The sequence below is a fragment of the Bacillus sp. FJAT-49711 genome (genome assembly GCF_018343715.1).
In the GTDB taxonomy this organism is placed as follows: domain Bacteria; phylum Bacillota; class Bacilli; order Bacillales; family Bacillaceae_C; genus Lederbergia.
In genome coordinates, this window is record NZ_JAGYPL010000006.1 from 124,859 (window position 1) to 141,392 (window position 16,534).

The 16,534-nt window shown below is 37.3% G+C and carries 14 protein-coding genes and 1 tRNA gene; 12 read left to right on the plus strand and 3 right to left on the minus strand.

Features of this window, described 5'->3' with window-relative positions; translation table 11 throughout:
- The first annotated feature begins 1 nt into the window (after position 1).
- Genes KHA96_RS21590 through KHA96_RS21640 form a run of 11 tightly spaced genes read left to right on the plus strand, consistent with a single transcriptional unit; the run spans position 2 to position 13,228 of the window.
- Positions 2-1,513, plus strand: a complete 1,512-nt coding sequence (locus KHA96_RS21590) for an FGGY-family carbohydrate kinase (RefSeq protein ID WP_213131410.1) — start codon at positions 2-4, stop codon at positions 1,511-1,513.
- Position 1,514: 1 nt separating this feature from the next.
- On the plus strand, positions 1,515-2,435 hold the full coding sequence (locus tag KHA96_RS21595) for a class II fructose-bisphosphate aldolase (RefSeq protein ID WP_213131411.1): 921 nt from the start codon (positions 1,515-1,517) through the stop codon (positions 2,433-2,435).
- 25 nt (positions 2,436-2,460) lie between these two features.
- The gene (locus tag KHA96_RS21600; protein ID WP_249315864.1) at positions 2,461-4,914 is read left to right on the plus strand and encodes an alpha-mannosidase; all 2,454 of its coding nucleotides are present in this window, start codon (positions 2,461-2,463) and stop codon (positions 4,912-4,914) included.
- A 25-nt stretch (positions 4,915-4,939) separates the two neighbouring features.
- Complete coding sequence (locus KHA96_RS21605; RefSeq protein ID WP_213131413.1) at positions 4,940-5,587, plus strand: class II aldolase/adducin family protein; 648 nt, start codon at positions 4,940-4,942, stop codon at positions 5,585-5,587.
- Positions 5,584-6,858, plus strand: coding sequence for a four-carbon acid sugar kinase family protein (locus KHA96_RS21610; RefSeq protein ID WP_213131414.1), 1,275 nt, complete (start codon positions 5,584-5,586; stop codon positions 6,856-6,858). The genes KHA96_RS21605 and KHA96_RS21610 overlap by 4 nt, the downstream gene beginning before the upstream one ends.
- Positions 6,858-7,700 carry a DeoR/GlpR family DNA-binding transcription regulator gene (locus KHA96_RS21615; protein ID WP_213131415.1) on the plus strand — a complete coding sequence of 281 codons (843 nt, stop codon included), beginning with the start codon at positions 6,858-6,860 and terminating at the stop codon, positions 7,698-7,700. The genes KHA96_RS21610 and KHA96_RS21615 overlap by 1 nt, the downstream gene beginning before the upstream one ends.
- Positions 7,697-8,332, plus strand: a complete 636-nt coding sequence (locus KHA96_RS21620) for a D-sedoheptulose-7-phosphate isomerase (RefSeq protein WP_213131416.1) — start codon at positions 7,697-7,699, stop codon at positions 8,330-8,332. The genes KHA96_RS21615 and KHA96_RS21620 overlap by 4 nt, the downstream gene beginning before the upstream one ends.
- Positions 8,329-9,312, plus strand: coding sequence for an ROK family protein (locus KHA96_RS21625; RefSeq protein WP_213131417.1), 984 nt, complete (start codon positions 8,329-8,331; stop codon positions 9,310-9,312). Before KHA96_RS21620 ends, KHA96_RS21625 begins: the two co-directional genes overlap by 4 nt.
- Entirely contained in the window at positions 9,309-11,120 is a 1,812-nt protein-coding gene (locus KHA96_RS21630) for a Sip1-related alpha-galactosidase (RefSeq protein WP_213131418.1), read from the plus strand. Before KHA96_RS21625 ends, KHA96_RS21630 begins: the two co-directional genes overlap by 4 nt.
- A gap of 36 nt (positions 11,121-11,156) precedes the next feature.
- Positions 11,157-11,417 (plus strand): hypothetical protein, encoded by a 261-nt coding sequence (locus KHA96_RS21635; RefSeq protein ID WP_213131419.1) that lies wholly within the window; start codon positions 11,157-11,159, stop codon positions 11,415-11,417.
- A gap of 14 nt (positions 11,418-11,431) precedes the next feature.
- Positions 11,432-13,228: an MBL fold metallo-hydrolase gene (locus tag KHA96_RS21640; protein WP_213131420.1), complete on the plus strand. Its 1,797-nt coding sequence runs from the start codon at positions 11,432-11,434 to the stop codon at positions 13,226-13,228.
- A 939-nt stretch (positions 13,229-14,167) separates the two neighbouring features.
- On the opposite strand, the gene KHA96_RS21645 is transcribed toward KHA96_RS21640, so the two are convergent.
- Together KHA96_RS21645 and KHA96_RS21650 are read right to left on the minus strand one after the other, a co-directional pair.
- Positions 14,168-14,240: transfer RNA gene (locus KHA96_RS21645), tRNA-Ala, on the minus strand.
- 60 nt (positions 14,241-14,300) lie between these two features.
- Positions 14,301-14,993 (minus strand): MgtC/SapB family protein, encoded by a 693-nt coding sequence (locus tag KHA96_RS21650; protein WP_213131421.1) that lies wholly within the window; start codon positions 14,991-14,993, stop codon positions 14,301-14,303.
- Between the two features lie 122 nt (positions 14,994-15,115).
- On the opposite strand from KHA96_RS21650, the gene KHA96_RS21655 reads away from it, so the two are divergent.
- Entirely contained in the window at positions 15,116-16,012 is an 897-nt protein-coding gene (locus KHA96_RS21655; RefSeq protein ID WP_213131422.1) for a DMT family transporter, read from the plus strand.
- A 31-nt stretch (positions 16,013-16,043) separates the two neighbouring features.
- Here the strand turns inward: KHA96_RS21655 and KHA96_RS21660 are convergent, their stop codons facing one another.
- Positions 16,044-16,220, minus strand: coding sequence for a hypothetical protein (locus tag KHA96_RS21660; RefSeq protein ID WP_213131423.1), 177 nt, complete (start codon positions 16,218-16,220; stop codon positions 16,044-16,046).
- Between the last annotated feature and the right edge of the window lie 314 nt (positions 16,221-16,534).

The window sequence follows — 16,534 nt, forward strand, 5'->3', positions numbered from 1 at the left end:
CATGAGTAAAATGCTGCTTGGCATTGATGTAGGAACGACAAATTGCAAGGCTGCCGTATTTGATGAAACTGGAAAATGCATGAAAATCGCCAGCCGTCCAACGAAAACTCATTATCGAGAAAATGGTCAAGCTTTCTATCGTCCAGATGAAATATGGGCAATCGTTTCTTCGAATATTAAAGAAGCGATAAAAGATCATAAGGATTCTATTGTTGTGGTTGGTATTACAAGTATGGCAGAAACTGGACTGCTCATTGATAAAAGATCAGGGCTGGCTAAAACAGAAATGATCCCATGGTTCGATAAACGAGCAATGGAAGAAGCGGAGTATATTTTTAAATTATCCGATCCTGTCGACCGCTTTTCTAAATCAGGATTGCGTCCAAGCTTTAAATATGGACTGCCGAAATTGCTGTGGTTAAAAAAACAAGGTTCTACTATTACAAAAGATTCCATTTGGCTTTCAGCTTCAGATTTTATTGCGTATAAGCTTACAGGTGTATTTGGAACTGATTATTCGCTTGCGGCGAGAACGTACGGATTTAGAATTGATGAGAAAAAATGGGATGTTTCATGGTTAAACTCATTTGGATTGGATGATTCATTATTTCCTACAGCACACTTGGCTGGCACACCAATAGGAGAAGTAAATAATCAAGAATGTATGGAATACGGGTTGTCAAAAGGTACTCCTGTAGCTGTTTCGGGTCATGATCATGTTTGTGCTGCTTTAGCAGTCGGAGCGGTGAATCCTGAAACGGTTCTTGACTCTATGGGCACAGCAGAAACCTTGGTAGGTTCTTTTATAGAGCATCCACTAGGAGAAAAAGAGTTCAAATCCGGTTTATCGTATGGCTGTCATGTTGTGAAAGATCGTTATTTCTGGATGGGAGGAAATCCGTCTTCAGGTGGATCGATTGAATGGATGCGTTCTCAACTTTCAGATACTCAACTATCATATGATGAAATGCTTCGTTTGCTTTCGGAAACTACTGAAAGTCCTACTGGAATATTATATTTTCCTTATTTGTCAGGAAGCGGGGCACCGAATCCTAATCCATACGCAAAAGCTGCTTTTATCGGATTGGAAAAAAATCATGGAAGAAAAGACATCATTAAGTCGATGCTCGAAGGTACGGCTTATCAATTGAAATTAGTTCAAAAATCTGCTGAGCAAATAGCTGGAAAAGAGATTACGAAAGTAGTAGCCGTAGGCGGGGGTACGAAAAATAAATATTGGATGCAAATAAAAGCAGATGTGTCGGGATGTACATATGCCATACCTGATATAAGCGAGTCCACTCTACTCGGAGCTGCTATGGCTGCAGGGATTGGCAGTGGAATATATCGTAATGAACAGGAAGCCCTTGATAAAATCAGCAATCAATTTCGTAATGAAATCACTCCGATTGAAATGAATCATTCCGCTTACCTAGCTGTTTATAAAAAAAGCTATTTAACGATGGAGAAGTTACTTCGTACGTATTATCAAAATCAACTGGGAGATGAGTAATGTGACAATAAACACGAAGCCCCAAAATGTAATAACGTTAAAGGAAATGTTAAAAACGGCTGAAGAAGGAAGTTATGCGGTTGGATCATTTTCGCCGCGTTATACGAAAATGATACGTCCAATTTTAAGTGCTGGTCAGAAATCAGCTTCTCCTTTAATTATTCAAATTTCCGAGCGGGAATTAATACGCTACGGGTTAACCCCCGCTGAGTTTGCTGAGGAATTTTATAATGTTCTTTCAAAAGAAGAAATTACGGTTCCGGTTGTACTTCACCTTGATCATACGAAAGATTTTTCGGTCATAAAGGATGCAATATCAGCAGGATTTACTTCCGTGATGATCGATGCCTCTGAACATAACCTTGCAACAAATATGAAGATAAGCAAGGAAGTTGTGGAATTTGCCCATTCCAAAGGTGTATCAGTCGAAGCCGAATTAGGTAAGATCGGGACGACTGATTTTGTCGAAACAGATTCAGATGAGGAATTATATACCGACCCCGAAGAAGCACTTCAATTTGTACGAGAAACGAATATCGATGCATTGGCAGTTTCGGTTGGCACCGCCCATGGCGTTTATGTCGTAAAAGAACCGAAGATTGACTACGACCGATTAAAAGCCATTAGGGCATTAACGTCCGTTCACCTAGTCTTACACGGAGGATCGGACGTACCTGCAGAAATGATTCAAAAGGCGATTAATCTTGAGAACGGTGGAATCAGCAAGGTGAATATCGCTACTGATTTAGAAAACTCGTTATTACACGCTATTGGCAGGGACGAGCGCATGACGAACGAAGAATGTAACAACCTATCTATTAATCAATTAGAATTAGGACGGAAAGCAGTAGAAAAAACAGTTATGGAAAAAATACAAGTCTTTTTAAAAAGCAATAATCATGCCGATGATTTTAATCTGTAAAAAGTGAGGGATGGAAGTGGAACAAATGACTATTCAAGAAAATAAAAATAAGTCAAAAACGACTAACCAAACATTACATATGATTGGAAATGCCCATCTAGACCCAGTATGGCTATGGCAATGGCAAGAAGGATTTCAAGAAACGAAAGCAACCTTTCGTTCAGCACTTGATCGAATGAAGGAATACGATGATTTCTTTTTTACAAATAGTTCGGCAGCAAATTATGAGTGGATTGAACAAAATGAACCTGAGATGTTTAGAGAGATTAAACAGAGAATCAAAGAGGGACGTTGGGAGATTGTTGGCGGCTGGTGGGTACAGCCAGATTGCAATATCCCTGGTGGCGAATCCTATGTACGTCAAGGGTTGTACGGACAGCACTATTTTCAAGAAAAATTTGGAGTAACAGCAAAGGTCGGCTATAACGTAGACAGCTTTGGTCATCACGGCATGCTCCCGCAAATTCTTAAAAAGAGTGGAATGGATTACTACGTGTTTATGAGACCAAATCCTCAAGAGAAAGGCCTTCCGGGGCGGATATTTTGGTGGGAATCAGATGATGGATCACGCGTGCTCACATATAGAATTCCATTCGAATACTGTACTTGGGGAAAGGATATTGAGAAGCATGTTCGCAGGAATGCTGGAGAATTCAAAGAGCCGTTTAATGACTTAATGTGCTTTTATGGTGTCGGGAACCACGGAGGAGGACCGACAATTGAAAATATAGAAAGCATAAAGAGAATGAATATTGATCTGAATTTTCCAAATATGATTTTTAGTACACCTAATAAATATTTTTCAGAAATGATAAAGAAAGATTTGCCTTATCCGGTCGTACACGATGATTTGCAGCATCATGCGAGCGGCTGTTATTCAGTCCATTCAGGCATTAAAAAGTGGAATCGGGAAGCTGAAAATTTATTGATGGCAGCTGAAAAGCTGTCTGCCATTGCAAACTGGACAACAGGCCAAAAATATCCGGAAAATTATGATTTAGCATGGAAAAATGTTCTGTTTAACCAATTTCATGATATATTAGCGGGAACAAGCCTTCAGACTGCATACGAAGATGCTCGAAATATGCATGGAGAAGCAATGTCGATTGCAAGTAAAGGATTGAACTACGCGATACAGTCGTTGTCGTGGAGAATTGATATCGAAGAAGAAGAAGGCATGAAGCCGATTGTTGTGTTCAATCCACATTCATGGAAAAGCAAAGTGAATGTTGAACTTGAAGTTGGTGGTTTGAAGGAGTCTTATATTTTAGTAGATGACGAAGGAAATGAAGTAGCGAATCAAATAGTACAGTCTTGGGCGACTGCAGGTGGGAGATATCGAATTAGTTTTATAGCGGCATTGCCTGCTTTAGGATATAGAGTGTACAAAATTAGGAAAAAAGCGCCGAATAAGACGTTTGACACAATTAAAGCAAATGATCATGTATTGGAAAATGATACATACCGGGTTGAAATTGATCCGAAGACTGGGTTTGTTATTAGTCTATATGATAAAAATAAAAAAGTGGAATTATTAGAAGGCCCTGGTGCACGACCAGTCGTGATCAATGATAAAAGTGATACTTGGTCACATAATGTCCTTCACTTTAATGAAGAAGTTGGTCAATTTTTTGCTAAAAGTATTAAAAGAGTTGAACATGGTCCGGTTAAATCCGTCATACGAGTGGTCAGTGAGTACGGTAAATCTACACTTATTCAGGACTTTACGATGTATCGAGAATTAAATCAAATTGATATCCATGTTACGGTAAATTGGCAAGAACAATTTAAAGCATTAAAAATAAAATTCCCTGTTGATTTAGTTTTCCGAAAAGGCACGTATGAGATCCCATACGGTCATATTGTAAGAGAATGCAATGGTGAGGAAGAACCTGGACAAAGCTGGATCGATATCTCAGGAACCCACCCTTCAACAGATGAAATGTATGGCCTTAGCATATTAAATGATGGAAAATATAGCTTCGACATACGTAATAAAGAAATGAGCATTACTGTTTTACGCAGTCCTATTTACGCACATCATGACCCGCTAGTACCTGATGAAGAAGGTCAATACACATTTATTGATCAAGGCATTCAAACATTTACGTATTCATTGGTGCCGCACGAAGGGAATTGGGAAACGGCAGGAACGGTAAAAAGAGCTGCCGAGCTAAATCAAAAACCAATTACGATTATAGAAACATATCATAAAGGTTCCTTGCCGCAAAAGGATTCATTTATTGATGTAGATAAAGAAAATGTCATTGTAAATGTTGTTAAAAAAGCAGAGGGCAATGATGATTTAATCATTCGAGCTTACGAAACAACGAACAATCGAACGGAAGCAACAATTGTATTGCCAAAATGGAATAGGGTGATCCAGACAACATTTAAACCTTCAGAAATTAAAACATTCAGAATTCCGAAAGACTCATTAGAGGAAATATTCGAAACAAATATGTTGGAATGGGAATGATGCGGAAGGGAGGATAATACACAGCATGGAAGAAACACGTAAACAATTACAGCAGATCGGCAGTTATATGATGAAAAATCATCTGGCGTGGGGGAATGCGGGAAACATTAGTGCACGGGTTTCCGATAATCAATGTTTAATTACAGCGAGTGGTACATATTTAGGAGAATTAAGGGACGAGGATTTCGCTTTATGTACGTTAGAAGGCCATATATTGAATTCTCGAAAACCATCGAAAGAATTGCCGATGCATTCTGCTATTTATGAAGAAAGACCGGATATAAATGCTATTCTCCATGCATCTCCTTTCTATAGCACCTTTATAGCTTGTTCCGATATTAACGTACCATCAAACATATTTGTCGAATCGATGTATTATTTAGAAAAAGTCGAAAGAGTTCCATATTATCATCCAGGATCTGCTGATTTAGGAGAAGCTGTTAGGAAAAAAGCGAAGAACGCCAATGTATTATTTTTAGAAAATCATGGTGTACTTGTTTTTGATACGAGTATTCAAGAGGCGAGAATGAGCTTGCAAACATTGGAAATGGCATGCCGCATGATCTTAATGGCAAAAACATCAAACGTGGAATTGCAGCCTTTACCAGAAACCACTGTGAATGATTTTCTTCTTCATTCAGGATATAAGCCGAGAAGAAGGTGGGAAAATTGATTGGTGTCGTAGCTGACGATATTACAGGTTCTAATGATATAGGAATCATGTTTGCAAAATCAAACTTTATTGTAGATATTTATGATTATAACGATTGGGAAAGTGACATAACGCAGTCAGACGTATTGATTTTAGATACAGATTCAAGATTTGATAATCCTGAAACGGCATACGAAAAAGCTTATGCAGCAACAAAAAAATTAAAGGATGCGGGCGCGGAAATTTTTTTAAATAAAACTTGCTCTGTTTTTCGCGGAAATATTGGTGCTGAATTCGATGCTATGCTAGACGCCTTAGGAGAAGAATTTGCAATCGTTGTCCTCGGTTTTCCTAAAAACGGACGGACAACGATTGCAGGAATTCATTATGTGCATGGAAAAATGTTGGAGGAATCGGAATTCAAACATGATCCAATGCACCCAATGTCACAATCAAATTTAGTAAATATATTACAAACTCAGACGAAGAGAAAAGTAGGGTTAATTGATTATAATGTTATTAAAGCAGGAGCAACTGAATTAAAATTAGAAATTCGAAAACAAAAGGAAAAGGTTAACTATCTCATTTTAGATGTGACGGAACAAGAGGATCTTCGGATTATTGCCGAGGCCGTGAAAGAAATAAAAGTCATTGGTGGAAGCTCAGCACTTGCTGAAGAACTTCCGGCTTTTTTAGAAAAAAATAAAGTAGTTAAAGATTCGATTAAGTTGCCAGAAAATATGACGAATAAAGGATTCTTTTGTGTAGCTGGAAGCCTTATGCCGCAAACCATTAGCCAGATTGAATATATGGAAGAAAAATCTGTTGTAATTGAAATGGATACAGTCTCATTACTGGAATCTTCTGATCCAAAAAATGATGTTTATTCATTAACAGAGAAAATTATAGCTTATATGGAACTAGGATTAGATGTTATTCTACACTCTTCAAATAAACAAAAGGTTGTTAAAGAGACAAAATTACACGGTCAGATGCAAGGGTTAAACAATACAGAAGTTTCAAAATGGGTATCTAATACTTTAGCAGATATCACACATTCGGTAATTATGAAAACAGGACAAACACGATTTATTGTAGCAGGTGGGGATACTTCTGCATCCGTATGTAGGAAAATGAATATTCGTGGAATGAGAGTATGGAAGGAAATCCAGCCAGGGCTGTCTTCATGTATTACACTGTCCCATCCTTCATTTTTACTAGTTTTAAAATCTGGCAGCTTCGGCAAACCGAATTTTTTTGAAAAAGCTTTTAAACATATAAAAAATCAATAGTGGTATTATTTCTTTCGTTGAAGGAGTGGGTCATTTTGATGGCTGTAGAGAGACAAAAAAAGATTAAAGAATTGTTGCTTAAAAATGGGAGTGTTCATGCCAATGATCTAGTCCAGGGATTTGGTGTATCAAAGGAAACCATTCGACGAGATTTGAATCAAATGGAAAAGGAAGGAATTATTGAAAAAAAATATGGTGGTGCGATCTTAATTGGAGATGAGCGAAAACCTGATTTCATATTACCGCTCCATCAAAGAAAGCTGCAATATTTTGAAGAGAAAAATGAAATTGGAAAAAGAGCTGCACAATTAGTTCAAGATGGTCAGATTATTATTCTTGATGCCGGAACGACAACATGGTGCACCGCAAAATATTTACACCATTTAGAAAAGATAACGGTTATATCGAATGGATTGAATGTTGTCGAAGAAAGCAGCAAGAATGATTCTGCATCCATTTATTTACTTGGCGGCCAATTGAGGAAAAATTCAATGAGTTTAGTTGGTCCTCAAGTGGAAAGTGAACTGAAAAAATATAATGCAGACTATGTATTTCTTGGTGCATCAGGTTTTTCTTTGAGCCATGGTTTTATGAGTTCGGATTTGTATGAAGCGGAAATAAAAAGAGCGATGGTTAGAGCAGGCCGAAAGGTAGTAATGCTAGCAGACCATAGCAAATTTGAAAGAAATGGTCTTACTACTTTTTGTGGTTTTGAGGATATTGACGTGCTTATTACGAGCGATTTAGTAAGGGAGGATGTACGTCAAGATATCGAAAAATTAGGAGTTGAAGTAATTGCCATCTCATATATGGAGCAAGCACTCGAAGGGAGTAACAAGTGAAGACTGAAGTTGAAAAATTAGTGGGAAAGTATCCAGAGTTGTCTGTCTGCAGCCAATTTATACTAGAAGCATTTCAACTATTAAAAGAGGCGTATCACAACAGAGGTAAGGTTCTTCTCTGCGGCAATGGAGGAAGTGCTTCAGATTGTGAACATATCGTTGGTGAATTAATGAAAGGTTTTAAATTAAAACGGCCTGTAGATGATTCATTTAAACAAAAAATAGAGCGCAGCTTTCCAAATGACTCTGATTATATATCTAGTCATTTACAAGGTGCGCTTCCTGCTATTTCTTTAGTGAGCCAATCATCCTTAATTAGTGCATTTGCAAATGATGTTGCCGCAGATATGATATTCGCTCAACAAGTGTTCGGATATGGAAAAGAAGGTGACGTATTAATTGGTTTAAGCACTTCAGGGAATTCCGTAAATGTCATTCATGCTTTAAAAGTAGCCAAAACAATCGGATTAAAAACGATAGGATTGACAGGGGAAAATGGGGGAGAAATGAAGGACATATGCGATGTAACAATCTGTGTTCCGTTTGAAGAAACATTAGATATTCAAGAGAGGCATTTACCGATCTACCATACACTTTGCATTATGTTGGAGGAGGAGTTTTTTACACAATGAAGATCCTAGCTGGAATCGATATTGGAGGAACAAAATGTGCAGTTTCAATTGGAAAAGCAACAAACCAAACGATAGAAATATTGACGAAAAAACAATTTCCTACACCTGAATCTCCACATTTAGCACTAGAAATGATGTTAGAAACACTTGAAACATTATTAGTTGAAAGCAATATCGCTTCTATTGATTCGATTGGTATTAGCTGTGGAAGTCCTTTAGACAGTAAAAGAGGACTCATTCTTTCCCCTCCAAACTTACCAAATTGGGATCATATAGATGTGATTACACCTTTTCAAAAACGTTTCAAAGTTCCAGTCGGCCTGCAAAACGATGCTAACGCTTGTGCGCTTGCGGAGTGGAAGTGGGGATCCGGAAAAGGATGTCATAACATGGTGTTCTTAACATTTGGAACCGGGATGGGTGCTGGCCTTATTTTAAATGGGAGATTATATTCAGGAACGAATGATAATGCCGGTGAAGTGGGGCATGTCCGCTTAGAAGATGACGGTCCAATTGGATATGGGAAAGCTGGCTCATTTGAAGGGTTTTGCAGTGGCGGGGGAATAGCTCAATTGGCTCAAGTGAAAGCAAAAGAACATATTGCAAATGGCGAATCTACTTTATTTTGTCCTAGCATGGATGACATTCATTCAATTACTACGAAAAAGGTAGGTGAGGCAGCACAATTAGGTGATAAATTAGCTATTGAAGTTTTTCAAACTGTTGCAAAAAAACTTGGAAAAGGACTAGCCATCATAGTAGATATTTTGAATCCAGAACGAATCGTAATAGGCAGTATTTATGGTCGGCAACAATCTTTATTAGAACCTATGACAATGCAAGTCTTGCAACAAGAGGCCCTTCCGCAATCATTAGCAGTTTGCAAGATTGTCACTGCTGGATTAGGAGAGCAAGTAGGAGACTTCGCCAGCTTGTCTGTTGCATTAGACAAGTTAGAATCGGAGGAGGAACGTTCATGAATATAACGAATACAAAAAAGACAATACGTTCTGTAATGCTTTCTGGAAGTATCACTCCAATCATTACTTTGGATGATCAATCGAAATTTTTACTGAAATATATTAAAACAGTTCAGAATAGTGAAATACATACGACGCATTACTTTTCTAATGATGAAAGTGGAATCAACTTAGAGGTAATGATAAAAAAATATGGTAAAATCATTGCGCTATATGTTGGCGCCAAGATTAAAAATGAACGAGATCAAGCGAGGCATCGATATTTTGCTGCAGAAAAAAGTATAAGCTTACTAGTTCAGGATATTGATCTAATAGATGGTTTAATGGCAAACTATCAACATAAAGATTGGTGGACTCGTCCATATTTTAAAAATGATCTTTCACAAATGCCTGAACGAACCATTTCATTACTAATGAAATCGAAAAGCGAATACCATTACATATTGCCAGTTGTAGATAAAGATTATAGAGCGGATCTTGCTGGTCATGAAACTGGCTTATCTATTCATCTATCGTCCTATGTTGGAGGATTTGATAGCTGCAAAACTCTCGCTCTCTTTATTGGAACAGGTGAAAATCCGTTTAAGCTTTCTGAGAATACAATTAAAACCGCAATTGCCGAACTAGGTTACCCAACTCTTCCCCGTGATAAAAAACGATATCCTAAAACTTTAGATTACCTTGGATGGTGTAGTTGGGATGCTTTTTATCATCATGTGAATGAAAGCGGAATCATCAAGAAAATGGAAGAATTAAAGGAGAAGGAGCTGCCTGTAAAATGGGTGATGATTGATGATGGATGGCTTGATGTAAAAGAGAATCGGCTTTTTTCATTTAAGGCTCATAAGGGAAAATTTCCGAATGGCTTACAGAGCATTTCAAAAAAACTAAAAGAGCAATATGGCGTTTATTGGGTCGGAGTATGGCATACGATTGCTGGCTATTGGGGAGGAATTCACAAAGATAGTGAGTTGGCAAAAATAATGGAGACATTTCTTTATAAAACAAATAACAATAAAATGATTCCAAGCCCTGACGCAGCGAAAGGCTTTGATTTTTGGGATAGGTGGCATCGTGAACTTAAACAAAAAGGCATTGATTTTGTAAAAGTAGACAGCCAAAGTGCAGTTAATAATTTTATGATGTATCAGGAGTCTATCGGAAAAACTGCGCGTGGTGCCCACACAGCTCTAGAGGCTTCTGTTGGAATTCATTTTGATCAATGCATCATTAATTGTATGGGAATGTCATCCGAAAATATTTGGAACCGTCCGATTTCTTCTGTATCGCGAAATAGTGATGATTTTGTTCCTGGCGAAGAAATTAGCTTTAAAGAACATGCCCTGCAAAATGCATACAATTCCTTTTTCCATAGTCATTTTTATTGGGGCGATTGGGATATGTATTGGACCAACCACGCAGAAGGTATACAAAACGCCATTTTAAGAGCTGTTAGTGGGGGTCCTGTGTATTTTAGCGACCCCGTTGGAGAGACAGATGCTTGCAAAATAAGGCCATTAATATTAAATGATGGCCAAATTCTTCGTGCCAATCAACCTGGACTTCCAACGTCTGACTGTTTATTTTCAAACCCGAATGAACAAGAAGTTCCATTGAAAGTTTGGAACACGGCAAATGATGCCGGAGTAATTGCGGCTTTTAATATTCATCTTGAAAATAAAGAGGTACATGGAACAATTTCTCCTTCTGATGTTCAGGGGATAAAGGGAGAAAAATTTGTCATCTATGATTATTTAAATGAAAAAGTTTTCCGCCTCGAAGTACATGAGAAAATGCACATTTCATAAGAGAAGGATGAAGTCGGACTATATTTGATTATACCTTTGAGAAAGGAAATTACCTCCATAGGATTGATCAATAAATACTTAGGGCCATTAACAATTATTAACCAATATGAACATGGAAATAAAACAACGATTCTTTTGAAGGAAGGCGGGGTGTTCGGCTTTCTAGCTTTATCCGAGATTAAAAGGGTTCTAGTAAATGGTGAGATTACTCAACTATTAAACCTTCAAGATGACTACTATATTGTCGATTGCTCGAAGTATAAAGATGAAGTGGTAGTAGAAGTCAACTATTTTTAATGTAGGTGATCATTGTGAAACAACTTTCGAAAAACCTGTTTGTATTTGAAGACACTTGTAATGTCTACATCATTCGAAAAGAGGATAATGCAATCCTTATTGATTTTGGAGATGGAGATGTAATGAAACATCTTCCAACTATTGGAGTAGGCCAAGTAACGGATATATTGATAACCCACCATCATAGAGATCAAGCACAAGGCCTTATCAAAATGAACGGTGACGATACGAGGATTTGGGTTCCTCATAATGAGCAAGATTTATTTCATTCCGTTGATAAGCATTGGAAGGCAAGAGAATTAGATAACAACTACAATATGCGCCAAGATCGATTTTCAATTCTTCAACCTATTCCAGTTTTTCGTACATTAAAAGATTATTCCAGTCACGTTTTGAACGGAATTACATTTACAATTATTCCTACTCCTGGACATACCGTTGGATCTATTACAATTATGGCAGAGATTGACGAAATGAATGTAGCTTTTTCAGGTGATTTAATTTATGCTCCCGGAAAAATGTGGTCTCTGGCTGCAACTCAATGGTCCTATAATGGTGGCGAGGGAATTGCACTAAGTATTCTTTCGATGTTGGATTTAAAAGAAAGAGGAATTGATGTTTTATTACCTTCCCATGGAATGGCTATGGATCAACCGAGAGAAGCCATGGATCTTCTAATAGAGCGGCTATCTTCATTAATGAAAGAGCGAAAACAAAATCCGCGGCTTTTTGAATTGCGTGAAAAGCCATATGAAAACATTACACCACATTTATTAAAAAACCGTACAAGCATGGCAAATTCCTATGTACTGATATCCGAAAGCGGAAAAGCCTTATTAATTGATTATGGCTACGATTTTATGGCAGGTATGGCAGCAGGTTCAGATCGGGCATCAAGAAGACCATGGTTATACACTTTATCTAAATTAAAAACAAATTTTAATATTTCTAAAATTGACGTTGTCATCCCTACTCATTTTCATGATGACCATGTGGCGGGATTCAATCTATTACGTGATGTAGAAGGAACGCAAGTATGGTGTCCGGAAAATTTCTCTAATATTTTCATGAAACCGAAAACATATAATTTGCCGTGTCTTTGGTATGATCCAATCCCAGTTGATAAAAACCTTCCACTCAATCAAAAGATTAAATGGGAAGAGTATGAATTCACAATTCATGAACAGCCAGGGCATACGCTTTATGCAGTTGCCATTGATTTTGTGGTGGATGGCAAGCGCGTTTTAGCGATAGGAGATCAATACCAAGGGGATGGAGCCGAATATAATTACGTTTATCACAATAAATTCCGCATTCACGATTATGTGGATAGTGCGCATTTATATAAAAGTCTTAAGCCAGATATTTTGATTTCCGGACATTGGGATCCTATTCAAGTCACAGAAGAATATCTTATGGAAATCGAAGAAAAAGGTGAAAAACTTGAAGAACTGCATAAATCGATTCTACCTTTGGATGAGGTTGATTTTGGTGCAGAAGGTTTTGGTGTATGTATTACCCCATATCAGTCGTTCGTCAAAGCAGGAGATACTTTTACAATATTAGTCGAAGTGATAAATCCCTTTAAAAATGAAGAAATAGTAACAGTAGAATTAGTGACACCTCAAGATTGGAGAATAGCTGAAAAGTTATTTAAAAGAAACGTATTAAGCAAAAAGTCTATTTCTTTTTCAACAACGATCACTATTCCTAGTGTTGCTTTCAGCTATCGCGAAAGAATTGCTGTTGATTTAACGGTGGGCAACCGGCGATTTGGCCAGCATGCAGAAGCACTAGTTTATATCATATAGGAGTTTTTTTGAATTGAATGAACTAAGATAAGAGAAAGTTTAAAAAGAAAAAGGTATAGTAATGAAGCAACAATTTTACAAGTATGGAGAATAGCGGGCTCGAACTTCTGACCTTTACACTGCCAGTCTAAGAAGGGTGTTTCCTACAGTATCCTGTTGGGGGCTTGGGGCTACTTGGATGCGTTGGTAGATTACCTTTTGCATTCTGTAGATTCCTTTATTTTTCGGCATTGATCTCCAGTTTCATCACCAAATCTTGACCAAGCTTGTCAAATTATAATGGGGTGGGGCAATTATCTCCTAATACTGTTTTGGAACAGAAGGGGGGCTGTGTTCTAAATCTAGTGAGTAGATTTAATTGCGAAATGTTAAAATCTTAATGGTTTAAGGAATTAAAATATGAGCTATGTTAAATTCTAAGGTTTAACAAAGCCAAGACAAAAGGTGAATTGAAAGATTTATGGAGAATCGTAATTTTTGGAATCATTTTGAAAGGGCGAAATCTGGAAGATAAAGATGAAGTGTGGGATGGATGTAGTTGTTTATTTTTGACTATAATAATAACATATCGTGAAAAGTCGACCCTTGAGTTGACAAATTGTCAAGACTTGCAGAGATTCATTAGTCCGAAAATCCTGTAGATGGACTAGAACAAGGTAAGGCATAGAAAAGTTTTATGAAGTAGTTGAGAAAGTTGTGATAGTCAAGCTCTGGAAAAGGTGCTCGTATGCTGCATGCGAAAATCAGAATCACCTTAGACACTTATTCCCACGTATTACCAATAATGCAATCTGAAATAGCTGATAGGTTAAGCTAAGTAATGACTGTTTAAAATATAGCAAAAGCGAGTCATGACCAAGTTGGAAATCTACCTCAAAATCCCTCAAAAAATACTGCAAAAACAAAAGAAACCCTTGATTTACAAGGATTTCTAGGTAATGGAGAATAGCGGGCTCGAACCGCTGACCTCTTCGCTGCCAGCGAAGCGCTCTCCCAGCTGAGCTAATCCCCCGACTAAATTAAACTACATTTCTTATTATAGTAACTTTTAGAGAAAGTGCAAGGGGATTTTTCAACTTATTATCTCAATTCCTTGAACGTCTTCTATTTTAGATATCGCATAATAAATATCTGTAATAGGGCGATTTGCATTGACTCTCGTTTTCAGCTCGAGCAGATGGTTTTCGCTTTCTTTAAGATCTTTGATTCTAGTATGAGTAATCGTTATTTTATCTTCCTTCAATTTCTCAATTACAATTTCCAGACTTTCCTGCTTACTGACAGTAATTTTTATGATTAAGTCTCTTTTTAACAAGCGTTTTGGGCCGATTTTTAGTAATGTATACGGAATAAACTCGACACTTATGATCAACAGAATGACCCCTGCAACGGCTTCAATATAAAAACCAGCTCCCACTGTAATCCCTATACCTGCGGCACCCCAGATCATAGCAGCTGTTGTAAGTCCTGAAATATGGTCATTTCCTCTGCGTAATATAACCCCAGCCCCAAGAAAACCAATACCTGAAACAATTTGAGCGGCTAAACGGAGCGGGTCCATTTGGATGCGAACTTGGTCGTTCCCAGGGAAAATATAGGCTGATTCTATTGATACAATTGTTAAAAGACAGCTAATAATAGAAATAACTAGACTTGTTTTAAGTCCAAGTGGTTTTCTTTTTAATTCTCGTTCTACCCCAATAATTAAACCGAGTAAGGCTGAAATGCCTAATTTAAGTAATAATTCTAGGTCCAAATAATCCAATACACAGCCACTCCTTCCTTGAAGATTATATCATATGATGGATTATATCTTATTCGAAAGGTAAAATGTTTTCATAACCGCTTTTTTCGAAAATCTTAAGGACCAGCCAGAAGGAGAAACATATGGATAAACCAACGATAAACCCATACTTTGCATTAATTGTGGGTGTTTTGTCAGTATCAACTTCCGCTATATTTGTGAAACTATCATCGGCTGATGCGGCAGTGATTGCTTTTTACCGTCTGTTATTCAGCGTTGTTATTATGATACCGATTTTTTTTCCGAAATATATGAAAGAGCTTTTCGTAATGAATACAAAAGATTGGATTTTTTCTATTATTGCGGGAGTCTTTCTAGCTTTCCATTTTATTTTGTGGTTTGAATCACTTAATTACACAACGGTTGCAAGTTCAACCGTTTTAGTGACCCTTCAGCCACTATTCGCCTTTATCGGAACTTTTTTCTTATTTAATGAACGATTTTCAGCAAAAGCTATTTTTTGTGGATTCGCTGCTATTATAGGTAGTGTCATTATTAGTTGGGGCGATTTTCAAATTAGTGGTTCTGCATTATATGGTGACTTTTTAGCCCTAGCTGCATGCGCTCTAATTACGGCCTATTTACTTTTTGGACAGGAAGTAAGGAAAAGAATCTCGCTTATTACATACACATTTACCGTTTATTTTATTAGTACGGTCGTTTTGTTCGTATATGTATTGCTTTCGGAATCCGCCTTATACCCTTATCCTTCGATTGATTGGCTATATTTTATTTTGTTAGCGATAATTCCTACATTATTAGGGCATACCCTTTTTAATTGGTCTTTAAAATGGTTAAGTACATCTACTATCTCAATGGCCATCTTATTTGAGCCGGTAGGTGCAGCTATTTTGGCTGTTTATATTTTGAGCGAAAAGATTATTTGGACGCAAATCACAGGCGGATTGATTATCATTGTAAGTGTTACTTTATTTCTTGTTCAAGAAAAAAGATCCAAAGTTGTTCAGGGACTTGAATAAACTTGTAGTAGATGAATCTAAGTTAACGTTCTTAAATAAATAAATATGTAAGGCCCGAAAACACAAACGCCATGATGGAAGAAAAAATAAACGTTCCGCCATAAACTCGTTCTTCAGAATTTGAAATTTTTAATGCTTCAATATAAGAGTATGCAAATAAATAAACGGTCATAACCAATGCAATAACTAGTGCAATATTTGTTAGCATTCGAGATTTCACCTTCTTAATAAGTAGATTTGATATTATATATGAGTGCGATCCTGCAAACATGATTCAAATATTGCGTAAGTGTATAGTGACAAAAAAGTAAACGCTAGAAATTTGTTCATTAATAGGAAGTGAAGTAAAAAAACCTTTCAAGACTTCTTTGAAAGGTTTTTACTGTGCGCCCAGCATGGGCGTAGTCTATAGGGTGCAAGTCCCGAACTGCGAAGGCAGAAGTAGCAGTTAGCTTAACGCAAGGGTGTCCACGGTGACGTGGAATCTGAAGGAAGCGAGCGGCAAACCTCCGGTCTGAGGAA